The organism is Izhakiella australiensis (assembly GCF_002006995.1).
GTDB classification, from domain to species: domain Bacteria; phylum Pseudomonadota; class Gammaproteobacteria; order Enterobacterales; family Enterobacteriaceae; genus Izhakiella; species Izhakiella australiensis.
Window position 1 is genome coordinate 25157 of the sequence record NZ_MRUL01000002.1, and the last position, 24681, is coordinate 49837.

At 55.6% G+C, this 24681-nt stretch carries 25 protein-coding genes; 9 read left to right on the forward strand and 16 right to left on the reverse strand.

What is annotated here, in order from left to right; translation table 11 throughout:
• The first annotated feature begins 1 nt into the window (after window position 1).
• The 7 genes from BTJ39_RS03430 to BTJ39_RS03460 are packed head-to-tail and all read left to right on the forward strand — an operon-like array spanning window position 2 to window position 7543.
• On the forward strand, window positions 2-946 hold the full coding sequence (locus BTJ39_RS03430; protein ID WP_096777678.1) for an ABC transporter permease: 945 nt from the start codon (window positions 2-4) through the stop codon (window positions 944-946).
• Complete coding sequence (locus BTJ39_RS03435) at window positions 943-1794, forward strand: ABC transporter permease (RefSeq protein WP_078001278.1); 852 nt, start codon at window positions 943-945, stop codon at window positions 1792-1794. The genes BTJ39_RS03430 and BTJ39_RS03435 overlap by 4 nt, the downstream gene beginning before the upstream one ends.
• An 11-nt stretch (window positions 1795-1805) precedes the next feature.
• The gene (locus BTJ39_RS03440; RefSeq protein ID WP_078001740.1) at window positions 1806-3407 is read left to right on the forward strand and encodes a dipeptide ABC transporter ATP-binding protein; all 1602 of its coding nucleotides are present in this window, start codon (window positions 1806-1808) and stop codon (window positions 3405-3407) included.
• Window positions 3404-4399 (forward strand): putative FMN-dependent luciferase-like monooxygenase, encoded by a 996-nt coding sequence (locus BTJ39_RS03445; RefSeq protein ID WP_078001279.1) that lies wholly within the window; start codon window positions 3404-3406, stop codon window positions 4397-4399. The genes BTJ39_RS03440 and BTJ39_RS03445 overlap by 4 nt, the downstream gene beginning before the upstream one ends.
• 27 nt (window positions 4400-4426) lie before the next feature.
• Window positions 4427-5530, forward strand: coding sequence for an alkylhydroperoxidase domain protein (locus tag BTJ39_RS03450; protein WP_078001280.1), 1104 nt, complete (start codon window positions 4427-4429; stop codon window positions 5528-5530).
• Between the two features lie 8 nt (window positions 5531-5538).
• Window positions 5539-6681: an amidohydrolase gene (locus tag BTJ39_RS03455; RefSeq protein WP_078001281.1), complete on the forward strand. Its 1143-nt coding sequence runs from the start codon at window positions 5539-5541 to the stop codon at window positions 6679-6681.
• Between the two features lie 13 nt (window positions 6682-6694).
• Window positions 6695-7543, forward strand: a complete 849-nt coding sequence (locus BTJ39_RS03460) for a VOC family protein (RefSeq protein ID WP_078001282.1) — start codon at window positions 6695-6697, stop codon at window positions 7541-7543.
• A gap of 73 nt (window positions 7544-7616) precedes the next feature.
• Here the strand turns inward: BTJ39_RS03460 and BTJ39_RS03465 are convergent, their stop codons facing one another.
• The 13 genes from BTJ39_RS03465 to BTJ39_RS03525 all read right to left on the reverse strand — a co-directional run bounded on the left by BTJ39_RS03465 (window position 7617) and on the right by BTJ39_RS03525 (window position 18996).
• On the reverse strand, window positions 7617-8360 hold the full coding sequence (locus BTJ39_RS03465; RefSeq protein ID WP_078001283.1) for an SDR family NAD(P)-dependent oxidoreductase: 744 nt from the start codon (window positions 8358-8360) through the stop codon (window positions 7617-7619).
• Window positions 8353-9900: a class I adenylate-forming enzyme family protein gene (locus BTJ39_RS03470; RefSeq protein WP_078001284.1), complete on the reverse strand. Its 1548-nt coding sequence runs from the start codon at window positions 9898-9900 to the stop codon at window positions 8353-8355. The genes BTJ39_RS03465 and BTJ39_RS03470 overlap by 8 nt, the downstream gene beginning before the upstream one ends.
• 17 nt (window positions 9901-9917) lie before the next feature.
• Entirely contained in the window at window positions 9918-10859 is a 942-nt protein-coding gene (locus BTJ39_RS03475; RefSeq protein WP_078001285.1) for an ABC transporter ATP-binding protein, read from the reverse strand.
• Window positions 10843-11844, reverse strand: coding sequence for an ABC transporter ATP-binding protein (locus BTJ39_RS03480; RefSeq protein ID WP_078001286.1), 1002 nt, complete (start codon window positions 11842-11844; stop codon window positions 10843-10845). Before BTJ39_RS03480 ends, BTJ39_RS03475 begins: the two co-directional genes overlap by 17 nt.
• Window positions 11844-12725, reverse strand: a complete 882-nt coding sequence (locus BTJ39_RS03485; RefSeq protein ID WP_078001287.1) for an ABC transporter permease — start codon at window positions 12723-12725, stop codon at window positions 11844-11846. Before BTJ39_RS03485 ends, BTJ39_RS03480 begins: the two co-directional genes overlap by 1 nt.
• Window positions 12722-13693, reverse strand: a complete 972-nt coding sequence (locus BTJ39_RS03490; RefSeq protein WP_078001288.1) for an ABC transporter permease — start codon at window positions 13691-13693, stop codon at window positions 12722-12724. The genes BTJ39_RS03485 and BTJ39_RS03490 overlap by 4 nt, the downstream gene beginning before the upstream one ends.
• Before the next feature lie 5 nt (window positions 13694-13698).
• A complete protein-coding gene (locus BTJ39_RS03495) occupies window positions 13699-15342 on the reverse strand; it encodes an ABC transporter substrate-binding protein (protein ID WP_078001289.1) in 1644 nt (547 codons plus the stop codon).
• Window positions 15339-15776: a PaaI family thioesterase gene (locus BTJ39_RS03500; RefSeq protein WP_078001290.1), complete on the reverse strand. Its 438-nt coding sequence runs from the start codon at window positions 15774-15776 to the stop codon at window positions 15339-15341. Before BTJ39_RS03500 ends, BTJ39_RS03495 begins: the two co-directional genes overlap by 4 nt.
• Window positions 15773-16786, reverse strand: coding sequence for a quinone oxidoreductase family protein (locus BTJ39_RS03505; RefSeq protein WP_078001291.1), 1014 nt, complete (start codon window positions 16784-16786; stop codon window positions 15773-15775). Before BTJ39_RS03505 ends, BTJ39_RS03500 begins: the two co-directional genes overlap by 4 nt.
• Window positions 16787-17153: 367 nt before the next feature.
• Window positions 17154-17918 carry an SAM-dependent methyltransferase gene (locus BTJ39_RS03510; protein WP_078001292.1) on the reverse strand — a complete coding sequence of 255 codons (765 nt, stop codon included), beginning with the start codon at window positions 17916-17918 and terminating at the stop codon, window positions 17154-17156.
• Window positions 17919-17948: 30 nt separating this feature from the next.
• On the reverse strand, window positions 17949-18257 hold the full coding sequence (locus BTJ39_RS03515; RefSeq protein ID WP_078001293.1) for a TehB family protein: 309 nt from the start codon (window positions 18255-18257) through the stop codon (window positions 17949-17951).
• 57 nt (window positions 18258-18314) lie between these two features.
• Entirely contained in the window at window positions 18315-18653 is a 339-nt protein-coding gene (locus tag BTJ39_RS03520; protein WP_078001294.1) for a DUF1869 domain-containing protein, read from the reverse strand.
• A gap of 10 nt (window positions 18654-18663) precedes the next feature.
• Complete coding sequence (locus BTJ39_RS03525; RefSeq protein WP_078001295.1) at window positions 18664-18996, reverse strand: TehB family protein; 333 nt, start codon at window positions 18994-18996, stop codon at window positions 18664-18666.
• Between the two features lie 898 nt (window positions 18997-19894).
• On the opposite strand from BTJ39_RS03525, the gene BTJ39_RS03530 reads away from it, so the two are divergent.
• Window positions 19895-21106 (forward strand): glycosyltransferase family 4 protein, encoded by a 1212-nt coding sequence (locus BTJ39_RS03530; protein WP_078001296.1) that lies wholly within the window; start codon window positions 19895-19897, stop codon window positions 21104-21106.
• A gap of 107 nt (window positions 21107-21213) precedes the next feature.
• On the opposite strand, the gene BTJ39_RS03535 is transcribed toward BTJ39_RS03530, so the two are convergent.
• Together BTJ39_RS03535 and BTJ39_RS03540 are read right to left on the reverse strand one after the other, a co-directional pair.
• Complete coding sequence (locus BTJ39_RS03535) at window positions 21214-21993, reverse strand: hypothetical protein (RefSeq protein ID WP_078001297.1); 780 nt, start codon at window positions 21991-21993, stop codon at window positions 21214-21216.
• A 194-nt stretch (window positions 21994-22187) separates the two neighbouring features.
• Window positions 22188-23246 (reverse strand): hypothetical protein, encoded by a 1059-nt coding sequence (locus tag BTJ39_RS03540; RefSeq protein WP_139356304.1) that lies wholly within the window; start codon window positions 23244-23246, stop codon window positions 22188-22190.
• A 456-nt stretch (window positions 23247-23702) separates the two neighbouring features.
• On the opposite strand from BTJ39_RS03540, the gene BTJ39_RS03545 reads away from it, so the two are divergent.
• Window positions 23703-24371 carry a response regulator transcription factor gene (locus BTJ39_RS03545; protein WP_078001299.1) on the forward strand — a complete coding sequence of 223 codons (669 nt, stop codon included), beginning with the start codon at window positions 23703-23705 and terminating at the stop codon, window positions 24369-24371.
• Between the two features lie 62 nt (window positions 24372-24433).
• On the opposite strand, the gene BTJ39_RS03550 is transcribed toward BTJ39_RS03545, so the two are convergent.
• Window positions 24434-24679, reverse strand: coding sequence for a hypothetical protein (locus tag BTJ39_RS03550; RefSeq protein WP_078001300.1), 246 nt, complete (start codon window positions 24677-24679; stop codon window positions 24434-24436).
• Between the last annotated feature and the right edge of the window lie 2 nt (window positions 24680-24681).

Below are 24681 nucleotides of genomic sequence, written 5' to 3' on the forward strand. Positions count from 1 at the left end.
GATGCGTAACTATCTGCTGCACCGGCTGGGGTCAGGTCTGTTGGTTCTCTGGGCCGCCTTCACCCTCTCCTTCCTGCTGTTGCAGGTACTGCCCGGCGATGCGGTGCTAATCAAATTCCAGAATCCCGATCTGGGACTCAGCCCGCAGCAGATCGCCGAAATGCGCCTGGCTTACGGCGCGGATAGCCCGCTTTGGCAGCAATATTTCCACACGCTGCTGGCTATGCTGCACGGCGATTTTGGCTATTCAGTTCAGGCGGGCGTACCGGTTAGCCAACAGCTGGCAAGTAATCTGCCCGGCACCCTGCGCCTGGCGCTGTGTGGCTTTGCGCTGGCGCTGATCCTCGCGCTGGTGCTGGCGGCGCTGTCGCGCCAGCCTGTCCTGCGGCCGCTGCGCGCGTTGCTGCAATCGCTGCCGGCGCTGTTTATCTCGGTGCCGACCTTTTGGTTAGGTATTGCGCTGATCCAGGCGTTTTCGTTTCAGCTGCGTTGGATCCCTGTCATCAATCCGTCGCCCTGGCAAGGGATGATCCTGCCGGTTATCACCGTGGCGGTGCCGATTTCGGCGCCGCTGGCACAGATTCTGCTACGCAGCATTGATCAGGTCACGACTCAGCCATTCGTCGCCGTGGCGCGCGCTAAGGGCGCCAGCGAAAGTCGCGTGCTCTGGCGTCACGTGCTGCGTAACGCCATGTTGCCGGTGCTGACTATCGCCGGCCTGCTGCTCGGCGAGCTGATTGCCGGGGCGCTGATTACTGAAACGGTGTTCGGCCTCGGCGGCCTCGGCCAGCTCACTCAGCAGGCGGTTAATAATCAGGATGTGGCGATCTTACAGGCGGTGGTGATGATTTCCGCGCTGGCCTTTGTGTTAATTAACCTGCTGGTCGACCTGCTGATGCCGTTATTCGACCCGCGCCTGCAGGTGGCAAGCGGAGGCGCGTTATGAGTCTGGTCGATTATTCAACTATGCGCCGTAAACCCGGCCTGCGACGCCCCGCATTGCGCGTTCAGCCGACCCTTTGGCTGGCGTGGCTGGTGATATTGCTGGCGCTGCTTGCCGCTCTCGCCCCGCAATGGTTCACCGCTTACAGCGCGACGGAGGGCATCGCCGGCGCGCAGCGACTGGCGCCGCAGGCCGGCCACTGGCTGGGCACCGACCAGCTGGGACGCGATCTGTTTGCACGTATTGTTTATGGCGCCGCGCCGTCGCTTTCGGCCGCGCTGATCGCTGTGGCAATGGGACTGAGCATAGGCACGGCTCTGGGGCTACTGGCGGGCGCTGCGGCGGGAAAAACCGACGCGTTGATTATGCGCGGCGTTGACGTGCTGCTGTCAATTCCGGCGCTGTTACTGTCGCTGAGCATCTTGATCCTGCTGGGATTTGGCACGCTGCATGCCGCGCTGGCCGTCGGCGCGGCATCCGTTGCCAGCTTTGCCCGGCTGGCTCGTGGCGAGGTGGTACGCATTCGCCGCAGCGATTATGTCGAAGCAGCCTATGGCAGCGGCGGCACCTTTTTCAGCGTGCTGTGGCGCCATATTTTGCCTAACGCGCTGACCCCGGTTATCGCCTTTGCCGCGCTGCAGTTTGGCCAGGCGATTTTAGCCCTCGCCACGTTGAGCTTTCTTGGTTACGGCACGCCGCCCCCGTCACCTGAATGGGGTTTACTGATCGCCGAGGGACGCAACTCTCTTTCGACGGCCTGGTGGTTGACCACCCTGCCCGGATTAACGGTCATCGCCGTGGTGCTGGCGGCTAATCGTATCAGCGTACAACTTGCCGGAGGTCGCCGATGAGCGATGCGCTAATGCCGCTGCTGGCGGTAGAACATCTCAGCCTGAGCTACCAGCGCGGCAGCGAATGGCATCAGGTAGTACACGACGTCAGCTTTGCGCTGCAATCCGGCGAAATGGTGGCGCTGGTCGGCGAGTCCGGATCGGGTAAAACCACCGTCGCCCAAGCGATAATCGGCCTGCTGGCTGAAAATGGACGGCGCGAACAGGGTCGCATCCTGCTTAACGGCAGCGATATTGTCGGTTGGTCACAAAAGCGTCTCGACGGGCTGCGCGGCGCGCGCATCAGCCTGGTGCCGCAGGATCCCGGTAATTCACTCAATCCGGTGAAAACCATCGGCGTACAGCTGGAGGAAATTCTGCACTTGCACACGCGTCTCACGCCAGCCGACCGCCGTCAGCGGGTGATTGAACTGTTAACCCACGTTGGACTGAATCATCCGCAGCAGCGGGTGCATCAGTATCCGCATCAGCTGTCGGGGGGAATGAAGCAGCGGGTACTGATCGCCATCGCCATTGCCTTACAGCCGGATATTATTATCGCTGACGAACCCACCAGCGCGCTGGATGTCACCGTACAAAAGCGCATCCTTGATTTGCTCGATCGCCTGCGGCGCGAATCGGCAACGGCGGTGCTGTTTGTTACCCATGACCTGGCATTGGCCGCCGAGCGCGCGGACCGCATTATTGTCTTCCGTCACGGGCGCATACAGGAGGCAGAACGCACCGCGCAGTTGATTCATTCACCGCAAAATGCCTATACCCGCCAGCTGCTGCTGGATGCGACTCCGCGCCCGCACAACCGACGTGAAATCCCGCGCCATCACGCGCCGCTGATTGACGTCAGCAACATCAGCAAAGGATTCGCGCTGGGTAAAGATCGGCGGCTAACGGCGCTGAATGCGGTGAGCTTCAGCGTGCAGCGCGCAACCACCCATGCGCTGGTTGGCGAATCCGGTTCAGGTAAAACGACCCTGGCGCGCATTTTACTCGGCTTTGAAAAAGCAGACGACGGTCGTGTCAGCCTCAATGGCGAGATTGTCAGCGGGCTGCGCGGCGAAGCGCTACGCCAGCTGCGACGCAGGATCCAGTTTGTTTATCAGAATCCGTTTGCCTCGCTCGATCCTCGCCAGACGCTGCGGCAAATTATTGCTGAACCGCTGGGCAATTTTACCCGCCTCAGTGGCGCAGAGCGTCGCCAGCGGGTTGAGGACGTTACGCTGCGGGTCGCCCTGCCGCTGGATATCCTGGCGCGCCGCGCACGTGAACTCTCCGGCGGGCAGCGTCAGCGGGTTGCCCTCGCCCGCGCCCTTATTTTACAGCCCGAAATTCTGGTGCTCGATGAAGCGACTTCGGCGCTGGACGTGACGGTACAGGCGCAAATCCTTCAGCTATTACAGCAGCTGCAAAATGAACTCGGGCTGACCTACCTGTTTATTACTCACGATCTGGCAACGGTGCGCCAGCTGGCGCACAGCGTCACGGTGCTACGCGGCGGCGAAGTGGTGGAAACTGGTGACGTTGTCACTATTTTTAACGCGCCGCGCGCGGCCTACACCCGTGAGCTGATTGCCGCCGTACCCGATGTTCTACCGCGCATTAAGGAGTCCGCATGACGGTGAAACGTATTGGCTTTTTTACCCGCCTGCTGGATGAGGTTGTGGCGCAGCAGCGTTATCAGCTGGCTGGCGAGCAAATACAGCACGCTGAGCGTTTCGGTTTTGATAGCGCCTGGATTGCTCAGCACCATTTTCACCAGCATGAAGGCGGCCTGCCATCGCCGCTGGTGTTTCTCGCCCACGTCGCGGCGCAAACGCGACGCATACGCCTTGGCACCGCCATCATTACCCTGCCGATGGAGAATGCGCTGCGGGTCGCTGAAGACAGCGCGGTGCTCGACCTGCTTAGCAACGGCAGGCTGGAGATAGGATTAGGTTCCGGCGGTACGCCCGGCTCGTTTTTACCCTTTGGTTTAACCTTTGAACAGCGCGGCGCCGCCTTTGCCGACAATCTGCATCAGCTGCTCGGCGCCTGGCGTGGTGATTCGCTGGCCCATCCCGATAACCAGCTCTATCCGGCCGCGCCGACGCTGGCGCAGCGCGTCTGGATCGCCACCTTTTCGGCTGAAGGCGCGGCGCGGGCGGGAAAGGCCGGTCACGGCCTGATGCTATCGCGCACCCAGCCACGCAGCGACGATTATCCACAGCAGCCGCTGGATGAGATCCAAAATCCGCTTATCGATGCCTACCTTGAGGCGCTGCCCGCCGGTATCGCGCCGCGCATTCTGGCCTCGCGCACCGCCCTGGTGGCCGACGCCAATGCCCGCGCCCGCCAGATAGCCGAGCCGGGAGTACGCCTGCAGGCGCAGCAGTACCGCGCTAGCGGACACCGGCTGCGTGGCGAGACGCTGGATGACATTTTTAGCCAGTTTGACGCTCATATTGGCGACGCGGAAACCGTCAAAGCCTCGCTGGCGCAGGATACGGTTTTGCCACGGGTAACGGATATCTCTTTTCAGGTGCATTCAGCCACGCCTTCGCCTGGCGAAACCCTGCGCTCAATTGAACTGATTGCCGAATATATTGCGCCCTGGCTGCGCACGCTATGACAGCCGGACAACCATTAAGGAGAGGTTATGACCAATTCAACCGACCTGCTCGCCGCGCTGGCCGGGCTTGAGCCCGGCTCCGAGCTGGCGCAGGCGCGAGAGGTGCGCGAGGCAGCGACCCGCCATGCTCAGGGCAGCTACCAGCTACTGTTCGGCCAGTCAGACGATGATTTCTCTCTTGCCGAGCGCTTTGCCATTGCCGCGCTGGTTGCCGGGCGACAAGGCGCGGCGGATTTGCAGGCGCACTATGCGCAGCGAGCGCAGCCGCTGGATAACTCGCCGCGCCATCAGCTGGCGCTGGAATTTGCCCGCCGTCTCACCCTCGAACCGGTGAGTGCCGGACCGCAGCACATTGCGGCGCTGGCTGATGCCGGCTGGCGTGCGCGCGCTATCGTAACGCTGGCGCAGCTGGTCGGCTTCGTAAACTTTCAGCTGCGGCTGCTGGCCGGACTTCACCTGCTACAGGGCGAATCCCTCAGCAGGGAAAACCACAGTGCCGGGACGGCCAGTCGCTGGCATACCGCGAGCCGCACCGCCAGCGGAAAACCTGCGCCAGATGCATTCACCCGGCGCCAGCTGGGCTGGGAGCCATGGCTGGCGGCAAAACCGCTGGCGGAGTTCAGCGAACAGGAACAGGCAACCCTCGCGCACTTCGGCCATAGCGATTCTGACTATTTTCGTCTGCTGGGGCGCAATCTGCCGCTGCTGGAGCAGCGCACGTTAACCGACAAAGGCATTTTCTACAGTGCCGGAGGGCTTGCACGCGCCGAGCGCGAGCTGGCGGCGACGGTAGCCAGCAAGGTTAACGGCTGCATTTACTGCGCCTCGGTGCATGCCCGCAAGGCCGCGCAGCTGGCGAAAGAGAGCGATGCGATTGACCGGTTGCTCGATGTGCAGCCCGGCGCCGCGCTGTCGGAAAATCAGTCGCCACGCTGGGCGGCATTAATCGATTTCGCAGCCGGGCTCTCTGCTACGCCGGTTAACGTCACCAGCACCCAGCTACAGCAGGTTCGCGCCCAGGGACTCACTACCCTGGAACTGCTCGATCTGGTGCAATCCACGGCTTTCTTCGCATGGGCCAATCGCCTGATGCTGACCCTGGGCGAGCCTTTTTTACTCACTGACAATTAAGGTTATTCATGTCACTGCATGCTACGGAACAACTGATTAACTGGCGGCGTGAGCTGCATCGTAACCCGGAACTCTCCAACCAGGAGTTTGCCACCACTGAGCGTATTACCGGCTGGCTGCAGCAAGGCGATATTCGTCTGCTGCCGCTGGGGCTGAAAACCGGCGTGGTGGCGGAAGTTGGTCAGGGCGAGCCGCTGATCGCGCTGCGCGCGGATATTGACGCGCTGCCGATTGATGAATCAACAGATCGCCCATGGAAATCACAGCACCCCGGCGTGATGCACGCCTGCGGTCACGATATTCACACCTCGGTGATGCTGGGCGTGGCCCATCGCCTGAAGCAGCAGGAGAGCAGCTTGCCCGGTCGGGTGCGCATTTTATTCCAGCCGGCTGAAGAGACCTTTAACGGCGCCCGGCAGCTTATTGATGCCGGCGCGCTGGAAGGGGTTCAGGCGATTTTTGGCATGCATAATGCGCCGGACCTTCCCTTGGGGGAACTGCGTACCCGCCCCGGCGCGCTATACGCTAATGTTGATCGTTTTATCATTCGCCTGCATGGCAAAGGCGCTCATGCCGCCCGCCCCCAGGATGGCATTGATACCATCGTTATCGGCAGTCAGATAGTCACGGCGCTACAGGCGCTGCCCGCCAGAATGTTTAGTTCGCTGGAGTCGGTGGTGCTCAGCGTCACTCGCTTTAGCGCGGGTAATACCTGGAACGTGCTGCCGCAGAGTCTGGAGCTGGAGGGCACCGTCCGAACGCATAATGATGCTATCCGCGCAGCGATCCCGCAAAAAATCACCGCGCTGATCAACGGCATTGCGGCGGGCTATGGCGCGAGCGCCGAACTGGAGTGGATTGCCGGGCCGCCTGCGCTCATCAATACGCCGCGCTGGGCGGAGTTCGCCCTGCAGCAAGCGCAGGAGAGCGGCTACCGTACGCAGGTTGCCGCGCCGCAAATGGGAGGTGAAGATTTCGCTTTTTACCTGCATCAGGTTCCCGGCGTGTTTGTCAGTATCGGCAGCGCCAGCGATTTTGGTTTACATCATCCGGCTTTCGACCCTGATGAAAGCATTATCGGGCCTGCCGTCAACTATTTTAGCCAGCTGGCACCGCGCGCGCTGGCTGCGGTGGACCACGACAGACAATAAAAAGGAGAGCAAAATGACTATTTCCCTACCGGTTCCGCTGCTTGACCATGTGGTGATTAACGTGGCCGACCAGCTGGATGAGGCCAGCGCATTATACCGCCGCCTCGGCTTTCAGCTGTCCGAACGCGGTCACCATACGCTGGGCTCCAGTAATCATCTGGCGATATTCGGTGAAAACTATCTTGAGCTGCTGGGTTATGAGGCGGGACGCGGCGATAAGCGTAAAGACCTGTGGCAGGCGCCGCTGGGGCTTACCGGCCTGGTATGGAAAACCCAGGATGCTGACAGTGAATTTCGTCATTTGCAGCGCAGCGATCTCGACGGCGATCCGCCTGCCTCTTTTCAGCGCCCGGTAATTTTGCCGGATGGCGAACAGACTGAGGCGCGTTTTCGTACCGTTCGCCTGCGCCCGGAGCTGGTCCCCAACGGCCGCAGCTTTTTCTGTCAGCATGATACGCCGCAGGCGGTCTGGCAGCCGGCATGGCAGCGCCATCCCAACGGCGTGCAGGATATCAGCGAGTTTGCGATCGTCGCTCAGGATCCGGCTAGCGCGGCACAGGTCTATGGCCGGCTGTTCGGTGCTGATCGTATTCAGGCCAGTCATGAGGGAGCGCTGGTGATTAAGGCGGGTAAAGCCACCGTGCGTATTGCCAGCGCCGCTTATGCAGAAACGCGCTTTGGCGCTCTGCCCCGCGATTATGACGGTACGGCACGCATGGTGGCGCTCAGCCTGCAAACCGGTTCGCTGGAGAACGTTAAACAGAGTTTGCTGCAGGGTAACGTTGTCTTCCGTGAGCAGCCTGACGCGATCGTCGTCGCAGCCGACAGCGCCTTTAACCTGGCACTGCGTTTTCATCTCTGACCGCCGGGCGGCAAACCGCCGCCAGCTACCAGCTTATTTTTGTCAGCAGCGGCTGCTTCGTTGCTGACAGCCGCTACAAGCGCTGCCCGCCGCTGGCATCGATATATTGCCCGGTTATCCAGCCGCCGTTTTCGCTGGCAAGAAAGGCAACAACCTTTGCGATATCTTCAGGCTGCCCCACTCTGCCCAGCGCGATTTGCCTGGCGGTTTCCGCCGCGAGGTGTGCATCCTGCGCAGCGGGATTCATTGCCGTGGCGGTCGCGCCGGGGCGGACGCTGTTGATGGTGATCCGTCGTTCCCCTACCTGAGGTGCCAGCAGTAACGTGAGGGCATCCAGCGCGGCTTTGGTCGGCGCGTAAGCCGCCATCTGCGGCCAGGCGGAGCGGGTACCAATCGACGAGATATTGATAATGCGCCCTCCGTCGCGGATAACAGGCAGCAACTGCTGGATAAGAAACATCGGTGCAATCAGGTTGATATGCAGATAAACGCCAAACTCCGCTTCGCTGAGCGTCTCCAGCGGCTTCCTGCCGCCCTTTCCGGCATTGTTAACCAGAATATCAAGATGCGGCGTTAGTCGTTTTACGTTGTCAGCCAGCGCGGCAGCGGCGCCTGGCTGCGATAAATCCTGTTGCAGCACCCTGGCCTCACCGCCGGACTGACGAATCTCTTTTGCTAACAGCTCTGCGCTTTCAATCTGATGGTGGGTATGCAGCAACAGCCGCGCGCCAGCGGCCGCCAGCTGGCGGGCAATAGCGCGGCCAATACCGCCGCTGGCGCCGGTCACCAGCGCGGTTTTATTATTCAGCTCAGCCATGCTGAGCTTCCGGCATCGGCGCTTCCCAGCGCTGCTGCTGCTCAAGCGTCAGCGCCAGCTGGCGCAGCGACTGACGATCGACTTTATTGGTCGCCGCCCAGGGCAGTTCGGCAATAAACGCAATACGACGCGGGTGCTGATAGGCCGGCCCCTGGGCCAGCGCATGCTGCTTGAGCGCTTCGCGCGTGACGCTCTGCCCTTGTTGTAACACGACAAACGCCACCGGCACCTGGCTGCGCTCTTCGTCCGGCAGCGGCACCACGCAGGCCTGGCGCACCGACGGATGGGATTCGAGTATTTTTTCCACTTCACCGGGATAGATATTTTCTCCGGAGCAGACAAACATGTCATCGGCGCGGCCAACGAAGAAATAGAAGCCGTTTTCGTCACGGCGCATCACGTCGCCGCTGTAGTACCAGCCGTCCTGCAACACCTCTGCGCTTTTCTCCGCCAGGCGATGATAGCCCGGCGTCACCGCCGGGTTACGCATCATCAGCACCCCCTGATCGCCCTGCTGGCCGTCGGCAAACTTCACCTCGCCGGATTCCAGCGGGTAGCCGAGCGACAACGGTGGCGTCGGCAGGCCGTCAGGATGGGGGCCAAATACCGCCGGTCCCGCCTCGGTGGTGCCATAGCCGTGCGAAATAACCACGCCGGGAAAGGCGGCTTTAATTCGATTTAGCAGGCCAAGGGTAATCGGCGCCGAGCCAAGCATCACCTTGTGCAGCGCGCTGAAGTCATAGCGGTTGATGTGCGGATCGCGCAGCAGGCGGGCGAACATGGTCGGTACGGCGGTGACAATATTAATCCGGTAGTGTGACAGCGCCTGCAGGTAGCTTTCCATATTGAACGCTGGCAATACCACCAGCAGGCCATTAGCGGCAAATACCCTTTTGACCAAAAACAGTCCGTTCATATGAAACAGCGGCTGCGCCACGATATAGCGCGCCTGCGCCGCATCCGGCTCCACGCCGCCAAAACGGGTGGCATCCAACGCCCAGGATTGACCGGCATGAGTCAGTGGGACGCCTTTGGGACGCCCGGTGGAGCCGGAGGTATAAAGCATCATCGCCAGTTCATCGGCTGCCGGCGTTACGCTGGTAAAAGCCTGCGGCTGGATCAGTGCGGCAAAACCCGTTGGTGACAGGTCATCAAAACTAATTACCGGCACCACGCCGTCGAGCAGCCGCGTGCGTTCATCATCAGCGAAGACCAGCTTGATTGCGGCGTTATCAATAAAATAATGCAGCGTATCTGCTGGCACTTTAATGTTTAGCGGCACCGCGACCAGTCCGGCGCGCATAATGCCGAAATAAGCGGCGATATATTCCGCCCGGTTAAGGGCGGCAATGGCAATGGCATCGCCGCGCTGATAGCCGCGCTCCAGCAGAAAATGGGCAACGCCTCCGGCTAATTCATCCATCTGCCGGTGACTATATTCCCTCGGCTGCTGCGGATCGCGCAGGTCGATAATGGCGACTCTTTCCTGCGGCAGCGAGCGATCGCTAAGATCGCCAAGATTGCGTACGGTGTGACTCATAATGGTAGGCTCCGACGTCAGCTCAGATGGAAATGACAGGCCACCTGTCGCTCTGAAGTTAACGATTTAAGTTGTGGGCGCTGCTGCTTACACAATGGCTGTGCATGGGGGCAGCGGGTATGAAATGCGCAACCCGCAGGCGGGTTCAGCGGGCTGGGCAGTTCCCCTTCCAGCAGGGTGTCGCTGTGGGGATGACGCGGGTCGGCAACCGGCGCTGCGGCCAGCAGCGCGCGGGTATAAGGGTGCGCAGGCGCCTGCCAGATCTCCGCGGTCGGGCCGGTTTCCACAATCCGACCGAGATACATCACCACCACCCGATGGGCGATGTATTCCACGACCGACAGATCGTGAGAAATAAACAGATAAGTTACCTGCGAACGCTGCTGGATATCGCGCATTAAGTTAATCACCTGCGCGCGCACCGACACGTCAAGCGCAGAAACCGGCTCATCGCAAATCACGATGTTGGGCTCCAGCGCCAGCGCGCGCGCAATACCGATGCGCTGGCGCTGACCGCCGGAAAACTCGTGGGGAAAGCGCGTCGCCGCAGACGCGGGCAAACCGACCTCTTCCAGCAGGTGGCTGACGCGCGCCTGAATCGCCGCTTTCGACCAGCCTGCTACTTGCAGCGGGCGAGCAATGCTGGTTCCGACGCGCTGGCGGGGATTCAGCGATCCTTGCGGATCCTGGAACATCATCTGTACCTGACGGCGAAAAGGCAGCAGCTGCTTTCCCTGTAGCGCCAGCACATCATCGCCGTTAAGCCGCAAATGTCCTTCGGCAGGCAGTAAGCGCATCAGCGCCTTGCCGAGGGTTGATTTACCGCAACCTGATTCGCCGACCAGCCCGACGGTTTCGCCGGTATTCAGTTGCAGGCTGACGTCGGAGACCGCCTGAACCCAGCCGCCTTTACTGGCATAGCGCACCGAGATATTTTCAGCATCAAGCAGTGTAGTCATAAGGTTCCTCCCCGCGCTGCGCTGGCGCGTTGACCAAACAGGCAGCGCCATGCTGCGGGCGCGGACTATGAATTTCGGGTATCTGTTCACTACAGGCCTGGCGCGCCAGCGGACAGCGGTTGCGAAAGGCGCAGCCGGAAGGTAAGGCATTGAGCGGCGGCACCCGTCCGGGAATTGCGTATAACCGCTCTCCTGGCTGACCGCTTTTCGGCGTTGAGCGCAGCAGGCCCTGGGTATAGGGATGAATGGGATTATCAAACAGCGCGAGCACGCTGGCCTGCTCTATAATCCGCCCGGCGTACATTACTGCCACCCGCTGCGCCATGGCAGCCACCACCCCGAGGTCGTGGGTAATCAGCAGCAGCGCCATACCGGTTTCGCGCTGAATATCGCGCAGCAGCTGGAGTATCTGCGCCTGAATGGTGACATCGAGGGCGGTGGTTGGCTCATCGGCAATCAGCACCCGCGGTTCACAGGCAATCGCCATGGCGATCATCACGCGCTGCGACATGCCGCCGGAGAGCTGGTGGGGATAATCGGTCATGCGCCGCGCCGCGTCGGGGATTTTTACCCGTGCCAGCAGCGCAATTGCCCGTTCGTGCGCCGCGTGACGGCTGATGCCCAGGTGAACCTGTAGCACCTCCATTAGCTGCGAGCCGATGGTTTTAACCGGGTTAAGGGCGCTCATTGCATCCTGAAATATCATTGCGATACGCTGTCCGCGCAGCTGCTGATACTGTCTGACGCTCAGCCGGGTCAGATCCTGATTATCAAAGCGGATGCTGCCATGAGTAATGCGCGCGCTGGCGGCGGGCAGCAGTCCCATAATGGCCAGCGCGGTCATTGACTTACCGCAGCCCGACTCACCCACCACAGCCAGCGTTTCGCCGGCGTCCAGATGAAACGTCAGCCGGTTGAGCGCGGTAATATTTTTCCCCGCGCTGCGCAGCGTAAGCGTCAGATCCTGTACGTCGAGTAAGCTCATCAGTCACGTCCTCGCAGCTTAGGATTGAGCGCATCGTTCAGGCCGTCGCCGACCAGATTGAGTGCCAGCACCGCCAGCATAATGGCTACCCCCGGCACCGCGCAGATATACCAGGACGAGCGGATTAAAGTACGCCCTTCACCAACCAGCCTGCCCCAGCTGGCGAGATTGGGATCGCCAAGGCCGAGAAACGACACCACGGATTCATACAAAATGGCGCCAGCGATGACCAGTGAAGCCAATACGATTACCGGCGGCAGCACATTGGGCATGATCTCTTTTATCACTATCTGATAATCCGCCATGCCGCTGGCGCGGCAGGCCTGCACAAACTCGCGGTCGCGCCAGGAGAGGAACTCCGCACGCGTCAGACGGGCAATTGGCTGCCAGGAGACCAGGCCGACGGCGATAATGATATTCACCATATGCGGCCCCAGCACCGAGACAACGGTCAGGACAAACACCACGTTTGGGATCACCTGAAACAGTTCGGCTACGCGCATCAGCGTTTCATCCACCCAGCCGCCAAACCAGGCGGCGGCAGCGCCAATGCTGACGCCAATCAGGGTAGCGGCGAGGCTTGCTGCCAGACCGATCAGCAGCGTGGCCCTGGCGCCGTGGACGATCAGCGCGGCGATGTCACGCCCAAGGGAGTCGGTGCCCAGGGGATAACGGGGGTCGGTAAACGGCCAGATTTCCGGCATCGCCACGATACGCAGCGGATTCTTCGGATAGAAATAGTCGGCGCTCAGCGCCATTGCCACCATCACGACAACGATAAGCGCGCCGCAGACCGCGCCGGGATGACGTAAAAACTGACGCAGCCAGCGCGGAAGTTGCCGCCGGGTACGACCGGCATAAGTGGTGATATCTTCACTCATGATGAACGCCTCACGCGCGGGTCAAGGTGCGCATAGGCAACATCGACGACGATATTGATCACTATCACCAACAGCGAGCTCAGCACCAGAATGCCGAGGATCAGCGGATAGTTACGGCTCATAACGCTATCAAACAGTACCTGACCAATTCCCGGCCAGCTGAATACCGCCTCGATCACGATGCTGCCGCCGAGTACCGTCCCCAGCTGCAATCCAAGCAGGGTCACTACCGGCAATAGCGCGTTGCGCAGCATATGGCGCAGCGTAACCCGCAGGCGACTAAGCCCTTTGGCCTGTGCGGTACGCACATAGTCCATCTGACCAACTTCCAGCATCGAGGCGCGCATGACGCGCGCATAGGTTGCGGCGTAAAACAGGCCGAGCGTGATGGCCGGCAGCGCCAGGTGATGCAGAATATCCAGCGCCTCGCCCCAGGGCGAGAGCGTCAGCCCGATGGTTTCCATACCGCCGACCGGGAACCAGCCCAGCTTCACCGAGAACAGAATAATCAGCATGATGCCGAGCCAGAAGCTGGGCGCGGCAAAGCAGATCACCGCCAGCGTGGAGATAAGCGAGTCCCAGAAGCTGTTAACCCGTACGGCCGCCAGAACCCCGGCGCTAACGCCAACCAGTACCGCCAGCGCAATGCTGGCCAGCATCAGGATCAGGGTGGCCGGTAAATGGGCGAGAATCACGTCCAGTACCGGCATGTTCTGGCGAAATGAAAATCCCAGATCTAACTTGCATACCGACCACAGATAGTTAAACAGCTGAGTAATGGCCGGCTGGTCGAGACCGTACAGGTGACGCAGGCGCGCGATCATCGCCGGATCGGTGACCTGCTGCTCTGCGGTCATAACGTCCAGCAGGCTGCCGGGCACCAGCTTCATCAGCGCGAAGTTAATCACAATCACGCCCGCCAGTAGCGGAATGCCCTGCAGCAGCCGGCGCAGGATCAATGTGTGCATCAGACTTACTCCGCCAGCCAGATATCGTTGAGTGCGGTGCCCTGCACGTTGGCATCGGTGGTGACGTTACGTACGTTTTTACGTGCCAGGGTATAGGATTGCATCTCGATTAGCGGCACGATCGGCACGTCGGTGCTGGCCAGGCGTGCAAACTGATGCACCAGCTCTTTACGCTTAGCCTCATCGGTTTCCACGGTCATTGCCGCTACCAGCTTATCCATTTCGGCACTCTGGTAGCCGGTTGCATTGCGAAAAGCGCCGCCCTTGACGATGCCGTCGGAGGTAAAAAACTGCGTTACCGTTGGCACGGGCTCAATCGGTGCGGTGAAGTTAGAGATGGCAATATCGAAGTTGTAATCGCTGTAAATGCGCTTCAGCGCCGTGGCGCGATCGACGGCGTCCAGATTGACGGCGATCCCGACGTCCTCCAGCGCTTGCTTCAGGTACTGGCCCAGCTTAGCGTTCTCTTCAAACCAGGCGGCCGCCAGCAGATTAACCGTAAAGCGCTTACCGTCTTTTTCCGTTAAGCCGGCGCTATCAAGCAGCTGTTTGGCTTTATCGGGATCGAAAGCATAGGTTGGGACATCCGGGGTGAAAAACAGCGAGTTGCTACTGAATATCGGCGAAATGGCGGGTTTGCCGCGGCCAAAATAGATGGTGTTAAGGATAAAGTCGCGATCGATAGCGTGCAGGATCGCCTGACGGACTTCGCGGCGTTTAACCTGTTCGCGGCGCTGATTAAATTCAATCGTCACCGTCCAGGCCGAGTTCTCGTAGCCGCGGGTATCCAGTACGATATTGCCGCTTTTTACCAGCCGGTCGACATCGCGCGCCGGTACCGGATTGGAATAGCCGACTTGCAGCTCTCCGGTTTCCAGTGCGGCAGTGCGCGAGGCGGCATCGCCCCACCAGCGAACGATCAGCTTATTAAGATAGGGCTGACACGCGCCCCAGTATTTTTCATTCCTCTGGTATTCAACATAGCTGCCGCGTACCCAATTGCCGTATTTCCACGGCCCGGTACCGACCGGCCGGTTATTCAGCGGATTGGTAATAATTGGCTGCCCCTGATACAGGTGTTTTGGCAATACCAGCTGATACTGACCGGCGAGGGTGGATTTAAGAAAAAACGCCGGTACCGGCACCGAGAAGGTCAGCTTTACCGTATGCGGGTCGATTGCTTCCGCCTTTTCCAGCGCTTTTAAGGCAATACCGGCAGAGATCGCTTTCCAGTGCTCAATTGCGTTGAACACCACGTCATCAGCGGTAAAGGGTTTGCCATCATGCCAGCTGACATTTTTACGTAGCCTGATGGTATAGCTTTTAAAGTCGGCGGCCGGGGTCACTTCCTCGGCCAGCGCTGGCTGAAATACCAGCTGCTCATCAAGCTTCAGCAGACGTTCCAGAATTTTTGTCGAGGTCTGAAAAGGCGCAGAACCGCCGCCACCGGGAACGTAGAGCGACTGCGGCTCCAGCCCGCCCCAGGAGATAACCAGGGTACCGCCGCGCTTTGGCGCCGCAGTGCCTGTTTCCGTCGCAGCCAGCGCGCTGCCAAGCAGGTTAAAACCGCCTACCTTTGCGGCAACGCCTAACGCAGCGCCGCCTGCCGCCAGCGTAATCAGCTGGCGTCGTTTTTTATTGATCGTCATGATTTCTTCTCTGGTGTGTTCAACAGCGTGGCGTAGCTGGCGCGGCCAATGGCTACCAGCTGTCCGCTGTGGTTAAAAACATCAACGTCGGCGACGCCCACGCTGCGGCCTGCCCGTCTGACGCGGGCGATGACCTGAAGATCGGTATTGATAGCCGGACGTAGATAATCGACGCGAAAGTTAATCGTTGGCAGTCCCTGCCCCAGCAGCATGCCGAGAGCGAAATCACCCACGGTGTCGATAACCGATGCCAGTGGCCCGCCGTGCCACTGCCCGCTACCGGCTTTACGCTCAAACTCCGGGCGCATCGGCACTTCAACGTCAAGGGTCTGCGCCTCATAATCAATGGCGACAACCCGCAGGTTTAGCCAGTTGATAAACGGTGAGGCGGCGAATATAGCGGCTAAATCGTCTTTATTGAGAACCTTGCTCATGCCACGATCACCTTGCCGATCACCTGGCGCTGCTCCAGCGACGCCAGCGCCTGTGCGCCCTGCTCCAGCGGCCATTGGCGGTCAATGACCACTTTAAGATCGCCCTTTTCAATCGCCGCCAGCAGCGCGGTCAAATCGTCGCGCTCCCAGCCGTTGGAGCCAAGGATTTGTAGCTCGTAGGTCCAGATGTAGCGCAGATCTTCCGGCGGCGCGAAGCCCGCCGTCGCGCCGCAGGTCAGCACGCGTCCGCCAATGCGCAGCACCTTCAGCGACTTCACCCAGCTGTCGCCGCCGGTAAAGTTGACCACAACGTCAACCCCGCCCGGCTCTGCGCTACCGCGGCGGCGGGCAGGTTTGCCATAGCGCTGCCAGATGGCTTTAGTAAAATCTTCCTGCTGGTAGAGAATCGTTTCATCAGCGCCCAGTTCGCGCAGCCGCTGTGCCTTTTCTTCGCTGCCGGCACAGGCAATGACCGTCGCGCCGGACAGCTTCGCCAGCTGCACGCAGCAAACGCCAACGCCACCGCTGGCGCCGAGGATCAGCACCTTTTCCCCTGGCTGAATGCGTCCGATACGCTGCATCATGCGCCAGGCGGTACCGTAAGCCACCGGCAGCGCCGCCGCTTCGGCGAAGCTGACGCTGTCCGGCAGTCGGATCAGCTGATGTTCGGCAACCCGGCAGCGTTCCGCCAGGCCACCGTGGGTGGTTTCACCCACCAGGCCGCCGTCAATGCGGTTAATCGGATCGACGACAACCCGATCTCCCGGCTGCCACGCCGTAACCGCGCTGCCGACCGCAATAATTTCGCCGGCAACGTCAAGGCCGATAATAATTGGAAACGGTAAGTTGATGCCGGGCATGCCGCGGCGCGTGAAAATATCGTGATAATTTAGCGAAGCGGCTTTGACGGCGATAATCACCTCGTGGGCGGCAGGTTCGGGATCGGGAAAGTTTGCTTCGAATATGAACTTATCGTTGTCACCATGTTGATGTAAAACCAGCGCTTTCATTCATTCCCCAGTATTAATTTTCAGTCACCGGGAGCCCGTCAGCCAGACGCGCAGGCGCTGCGACAGGCCCGGTTATGATTAAAAAGATGTGCAATAACAGGATCTTTTCTAGCACTTAAGCCGGCGGGAATGAAAATGACAAAAATGGCTTTACTTAGCTTATAAATAGCAAAGGTTGTGTTTTGCGGATAACGGCGGATTAATCGCTATTTAACGGCGATATTCAGTTCAGATGAGTGAAAAACGCAGAAGAAATTACCTTCAGCCGCAGGCCATTTTTTATCGCTTTTGCGCACGAAATACGGCATCGCCGGCTCACTCTTCCGGCATTAGCGGGTTGACCTGCCTGAAATGATGCAAAGGCCGCTTATTTTTGTGAGCAGCAAACGATGTAGTTCAGGCGGCGGCTGTTGCGGCGAAAAAAGCGAAACATCGCGATAAAGCGCTGGCGGTTAGCGCGGGTGCGCAAGCCGTTGTAGATAATCTTCAGCGCGCGCAGTCCGCCTTCATCTTTGATCAATCCGCCCGGCGACATCAGCGACATTTTTCCGTACTGGCTGTATACCTTGTGGAAGCCGCAGTGAAGAAACAGCTGTTCCCATCCGGGTTTAGTCATCGGGCTGACGTTGGACTTGACCACCTGCTCTAACTGGGCGTGTCGACTTTCTTGCAGCTCGCTGCCAGTGTACATAATATCGTGGGTCAGAAGATGGCCTCCGCGTTTTAACACGCGATAGTATTCGCCTGCCAGTTTCACTTTGGCTTTATCCACGTACATTGTCAGCATTGCCTCATTAATCACGATGTCAAAGCTTTCATCACTGAATGGCAGCTTGCTGGCATTGGCTTCAGAAATATGGATTTTATCTTCCAGCCCGGCAGCGGCGACGTTTTGCCGCGCCGCATCCAGTGCTTTTTTATCCATATCAACGGCAAAGACCGTACAGCCAAAACGCTGCGCCAGCGCAATCGACGTCGTCCCCATGTTGCAGGCAATCTCCAGCACTTTGGTTTCCGGCGTCAGCCGTACCTGACTGAGTAACCACTCGGTGGCCTCGATCCCCCCGGGGCGCAAGCGGGTTTTTCCAAGACTGGCTAAAAAGGTATGTCCGGCTTTCTCACTGCTGTGCATAGCATCACCCTGGGGTTAGCGTTAACGCGGCTATCTCCGGTCAGCGTCGGCGGCAAAAAAATCAAGATTGAAGTAGGTATCATCAGTCAGCAGCTCAATGCGATGCCAGTACTGTGGCGGGCTGATGGCAAAACACCCGGCCTTGATAACCACTTCGCGTTCCGCTGCCTGCGCCTGCTCATCGGCAAAACCAACATATTTCACCGCGCCGCGCATTACAGAAAGCCGCGCGTATACGCCTTGTTTGGTATTGTGGCGATTAAGTAGCGCCTGCGGAACGGTGGTTTTGTCCCAGAATGGCGTTGCGCGCGTATGGCGAAAATGTTGTGGAATAGTCATGGTGTCTGTCTCCTTAATGGAAGCTGCACAAAATGTAGGCTGATTTACAGATTGGTGTTACCAGCCGCAGACGTTGGTTTCTTCATCTGATTCATAACCACGAACGATATTAATTAATTCTTTGACCGCATCGGCAGCGATGGTTGGCTCCTGCAAAGCCGTCAGGCTGGAAAAATCCATGTCGACCGACACGCCGTTATTGTTATTAGTTACGGTCAGCATAAAAGCATCTCCGTCTCTGCCTGCTTCAGATAGCTGATTGAGTAGTCCGGCAACTTCCTGTGCAGCAACCGCAGGGACATAAAGTGACATCGGTTTAAGATAGCGTTTTTCTCTTTTCTCACCGTTGTTGCCACTGACGATAGCCAGAGAATAGCCGGCGTTTTCATTGGTCATGATCCTGTCCTCATCCTTGCATCAGAATTTTTGGGTCTACATAAAAATCAACGCTGAACAGCGTATCGTCGCTCAAGGCTGCAATCCGGTGCCACTTTTCCGCGGGAAATACGCCAAACTGCCCGGCTTCTATTGTCAGCGTTTCAACCGGCGCCTCGCTGGTTTCATCGGCATAGCCATAATATTTTATCGCGCCCTGTAGTACGCTCAGGCGCGGGAAAACCCCCTGCCGCGTGCCAGCATCAAGATGACGTCGCCAGATTGAGGCAGGCGCAGTTTCTTTGGTCCATAAAGGCGTTGAGCGCGTGTGGATATAATCGGCAGGAATCAAAATCCGTTGCATATAATTCTCTCCTTTTATTTTTACCGTTCTGAACGAGGCTACTCAGTCAAAACGATGCAATAAGATGCATATGATATACCTGTTTTTGAGTTTGTGAATCCTTTTTATAAAAACCACGGCCAGCGCAGGCGACGCTGCGCGAAGCCTTATGTTTTAAACGCCAAACCGGCTATTAGCAGCCCGTTCGCCACTACCGGCAATAAATATATCCATTAATGCAACGCGTCACCGTTTTGCCGACAAATACAGCGTATGTCGCGATGATTACCGTAACCGGCAGTTCGGTGGGCGCCTGACGCAATTCACCGCACTTTATCTGGAGGAAACGCACACAGATGTAAAGATTTTTTTACACATGTTCATCGCCGCCTGCGCTTCTCTGCTCAGCAGAATGGCCATGCTGGTTATCAGGTTTGTTGAGTAAGCCATTTTTTCAGCATAGGGACCGCATTACCCCGGTTATTAACCTGATGATCGTTGGTTTCTCGCAGCCGGAAAAGATGAAGACGCTAACGGGGGCGCTGGAAAAAATTAGCACCTGGAAAACAGAGAGGGAAAAGTCTCACTGGTCTGGTTTCGCGCTTCTCACCAGGTTACAATTAAACGTATAATATTTTTCTGATGCTGCCCGTTCGGTTGGTATAAAACTAAGACAAAAAATGATGTTTTTTATGTTTATGATTTTATTGATTAAAGCTAATTTAGCGAGTTTAATGAAAGCGTAGGTATCGGCTAAGATAGCACTTTTAAAGTGAATCGTTACCTGGCGTTATTTTATGTTGTTAAATAATTTCTAAATAAAATGCAATTAACTATATAAATCTATTCATTATCGACCTTCTTATTTTCTTCATTGCTGGTTGATAAGCTTTTCCTTATCTTTGGGTAAAACGTTACAATGAAAAAAAATGTAAAGTATGTTTTCTTTTTTGAAAGCTCTAAGAATATTGGCGGTCAGGAGTGGCAGCTGCTGCAGCAGATGGAATCGCTCAATAAAAGTGGCTTTACAACCCTTTTGTTCTGTAAAGCAGACAGCAGGATCGATAGTGAAGCGCGCTTACGCCAGCTGGCTATTATTAATGCCCCTTTTCGTAACAGCTGCCATCCCTCGACCATTGCGATTATCCGCAAGGCGATAAAACAGTATCGCCCTGCCGCCTGCATCTGCCACAGCGGCCATGACGCCAACAATTTGTCCATCGCGACAATGCTGATGGCGAACAGACCCAAACTTATCCGTTCGCGTACCTACTACACGGCAAGAAAAGCCAGCCTGATTAATCGTCTGCTTCCGCTTGACCTGGTGATGGTTCCCAGCCGTTTTATGAGCGAAAAGCTGCATGACCACTTCCCAGGCAAAAAAATGCAGGTGGTTTATCCCGGTATCGCGTTCAGCAAATTGGATCAGGAGCAGCATCTGCCCCTCGACGCCGGGCTTGATGACTGGCTAAAGCACCATGCAGGCGACGTTATTGTTCAGTTAGGCATGTTGCGCGAAGAAAAAGGCCATCGAATCATCCTTGATGCGCTCAAAGAGCTGGTCAAAAAGCGGCCGGGTGTACGCTACGTGATAGCCGGCAGTGGCAATGAAGCGCCGCTGCGTGAATATATTGCCGCCAATGGGTTGCAGCCGAATGTGTGGATCGGCGAGCTTTCCTCCGTCGCCGCCCTGCTAATGCGCGCCAGCATCGTTGTGATGCCTTCGAAAAAAGAACCGCTCGGCATGGCGCAGATTGAAGCATTAGGCTTGGCTGTCCCGGTAATTATCAGTAATCAGGGCGGATTACCGGAAACCGTGACTGATGGCGTTAGCGGAATAATTGTCACCACTGACACAGCCGAAGCCTGGTCACAGGCAATTGATTTTGCCCTCTCACAGCCGGCGTTGATGAGAGAGTATGCGCTGGCGGGCCAGAAAGATGTCAGAGCGCGCTTTAGCTGCCAGACGAATACCGAGGCGCTAATTGATATCATCACTCAGCGCCATACATCATCCCGTTGCTGCCAGCAGTGTCATAAAAAGCGTGAGTGGTACAGTTCGGATCACAGATACTGTGAAGAATGTTTTCATCAGCATATCCGCGCGCTCCGGGACAGTAGCAAAATGTAGTATCCCGGTTTAGCTGAGCGGCCCGGGAGAATAGACGATAGCTAACCGACAGGCGGCAAAGGATGCCAGACAACGCTGCTAATACAGGCTTCATACCATTGAAGGCATCAGATCATGCTATGTATATTAATACGAAAGTTATTAATGTCGCTCTCTGTTATCTTCCCTCTGCTTCTGCCATCGGCATAATGCAACCCGGCATAGCCTTCTGCTATAGCCGGCAATCTAAAACGCGCCATGAATGTATTAGCCCGCTGAATTTCCGGTCGGCTCTGGCGACTTCGGCTGGCTTCACTGAGTAATGGCGTTAAAAACCGGTCAAGTGTCGAAATAGAATGCTCAAATACATCAACACCGCCCTGCTCAAGATTCAGCACGACGCCATAGTTATGCACCAGACATGGAGATAATGACCACTGTTGCCATGACGGATGTATATCATACTTTCTTAAGCTATTTTTTACCGTTTCGCCGATACTTTCTCCCCCCATAAGCCATACACCGCCGGAAAGGGTGGATATCAGTCCACTCCCCCTGGGCGCGTCTAATTTTGCAAGAATGGTGGCTACAGCGTCATCGATAAGTGAGGAGATATTATGGTCAAAGTGAACAACTGCGCCTGCTGTGTTCGCAGGGTTATAGAGCGTCATGATAATACAGGTCTGCGCGTTCAGTGAATAAAGATAGTTATCATCAAGCCGGGCGTTAAAAGCTGATAAAATCCCCTCGCCAGGCAGCGCCCCTCTGAGATAATCAGGTAGTATCCTGCTGGGAAAAGCATCCTCCAGACGATCCATCGTGCCCAGAAATTTGCTTTCCGGTTGAATCTCTTTGCCTTCAGTAAGCAGAGGCGTAGCAGGTAAAATAGCGGGCTTTATTGTTGGCATCAAATACCTCTATTCGGTTAACGAAAATCTGATAATCAGCGAACTGGTAATTAAGCGTTAATCTCTCAGCGGAAAATAATCCGGCGACATTTTTAACTGTGGCCGGATTTACACCCAGAGAAAATTAATATTCTAATGATGAGGTTGAGATTTCTATTCCTGCACGGATATAACCCGCCGTTCAGAGGAAAGAACTATTCCTCGTTGGTTAATAAGAATTTTACCGGACCGATGACCTCAGAAAATAAGTTATCGATTCTATCCAGGAGGCCTGTAAGTTCATTTATTGTTTTCTCCTTACTCTGCGAGTACAATTCTTCATTACTCGATTTTTCATAAGTCGATGCAACCGGTTTCGGAGTTGCCCAGTCTTTAAACTTAGTACCTGAAACAGGCGTATTTAAAATATCAAAGGCCTGAATTTTTTGTGCATCAGTGACTAATTGGGAATAAGCAATCCCGGTCAAACCCGTAACAACGCGTCGGGTTTCCTGAAATCCGTTTACATTCAGGTCATCATAATACTTGTCACTGTTAAATGAAGTGATATTGCCACGAAGACTATCTTTGTTTGACAATGCACTAATTGAGTCACCCAGAGCGATTTCTTCCCCGCTGAGAAGTTTTAATTCACCATCGAAGGCGCGGAATTTTTTAGCCTCAATATAATGTAGGTTATCAGCTATTTTGTTATCACCAATGAATATATCGAAATAGAGCTCTGAGGGTTTCCTTTGAGTTTGAATATTTTCGATGCTTGAAAAACAACTCAGGTAGGATAATACTCTATCAATTGAGTCCTTGTCAGAGGTAACATTATCTTTCATCGGGATATCAATCTGGAAAAAACGCTGTTTTCCTTGTGATATAGTTAAGGAGAGATAGTCCTGCATCTGAACGCTAGCCGTGACATTAATCTTATTCTCATGGCTGTTTTTATTATAATCGGCTATTTCTCTTCCCAGCTCTTTAAATGCAGTAAATCTGTCGTCCGGACTTGCATAACTATCATGCAAATTAATGCGTCTGGAAGTAAATGTATGCATCAAACTATTTTTAAGATCATTTGCAGCTAAACCGGGTGAAAGCCAGCATAAAAAGCGATGCATCATCACTGCTATTGGCTTTGGTAATGTTTGTTTTGCCCATTCATCGACTTTTCCGCCAACTGCATTGCTATTGGAAGAGTCTAAATGCGTTATCGTAACCGGATTCAGACCGGAGTAACGGATATCTGAATTGATAGTGCTCATACTTCGCCTTGTACTAATATCATCATAAAACTTACTTTTGCCTGGTGATTCAACTTACCTGCACCTACGCTCAGACGCCGCAGTATCTCCGGGGTAAACGAAAACTGCCGAATGTAGAAGGTAACTGAACATCGCGACAATATCACACTCATCAAACAGCCACATCACGCAGCACGAGATTATCTTATGATAAAAACCTAAATTTCATTTGAATCAGCGATGCTGAAGCGGCGTAGTGCTGCGGCTTGTGCAGAGAGCAATGGGACAATTCGCACTAAAGGCAGGAATAATGCACGATAAGCATGGAATCATCTTTCCTGATAGCATCATGAAAATATAAGGTTTTCTTCCGTTTTTTTATATGTAAGCCGATGGCGCTTCTTTGTAGTATTTGTGGTTTGTAAGTGAGTGCTTAACCATTTTAACCAGAGATAAGAAAAACTGAGGTGTTATTTCATGATAATAAATAAAAAGCTTAGCATTGCCGTCGCAGATGCTTATCCTCTTATTACCAGTGCTATGATTAACGAGATAAGTAAAGTCAGTCGTCTTTCACCTGTTTTCTTTGCAAATACAGGCGAAGAGCTAGTGAAAAAAGTTAGCGAAAATAATAAATCATTAGATGTATTGCTGACTGATTATAATTTTTCACTTGGTGGTAATGACGATGGTTATCGCCTGATTAAAAAGATATGTGACAGCGGGAAAGTTAAAAATATATTTATTTTCAGCGATATGAAAGATACGCTTACCCTTAATCAGCTGATGGGCTTGCCTCTGGCAGGAATTATCAGTAAGCGGGACGATCTTCAGTTAGCGCTTAAAACAATTGCTAATCAATGTTCATCGATATACAAAAAAAATACATGTTATCTCTCTCCCGCCATTCAGGATGTCTTTAGCAACCTAAAAATGAACGCTGCGCCAACATCATTAACCCCTCGCGAGTTTGAGGTTATAAAACTCTACGCAGAGGGGATGCGCCTGAAAGAAATTGCTTCACGCCTCAAGCGCTCAGTCGGGACCGTTGCAGTTCATAAGTATAACGCGATGAAAAAAATGAATTTCAGTAGCAATGCACAGCTGATTGACTTCGCGCGTCAGGCTGGCATTTATTGCCTGTAATTAATAGTATGCTTTTATTAATGTCATGCCAGCTGCTACTCACAGTCTGGCATGAAGCATTTTCACCACTCTTTGACTAGTTCCTGGTCTTCATCAGGGCTAAAGGTGAATGTCATAAAATCATTCATCACTATCTGAAACATCAGCTTCTGAAGTATCTCCTTGTTTTTATCTTCTTCAGGAACAGGCTTAGTCGTTGGTTGTTCCTTATCTTTTTTCTGAAGCATGCGCTGCTCTATTGAGATAACATCTTCTTTATTGCTGCTATTTTTTGTGGCACTCATACTGAGATGATTGTTAATGAGCATAG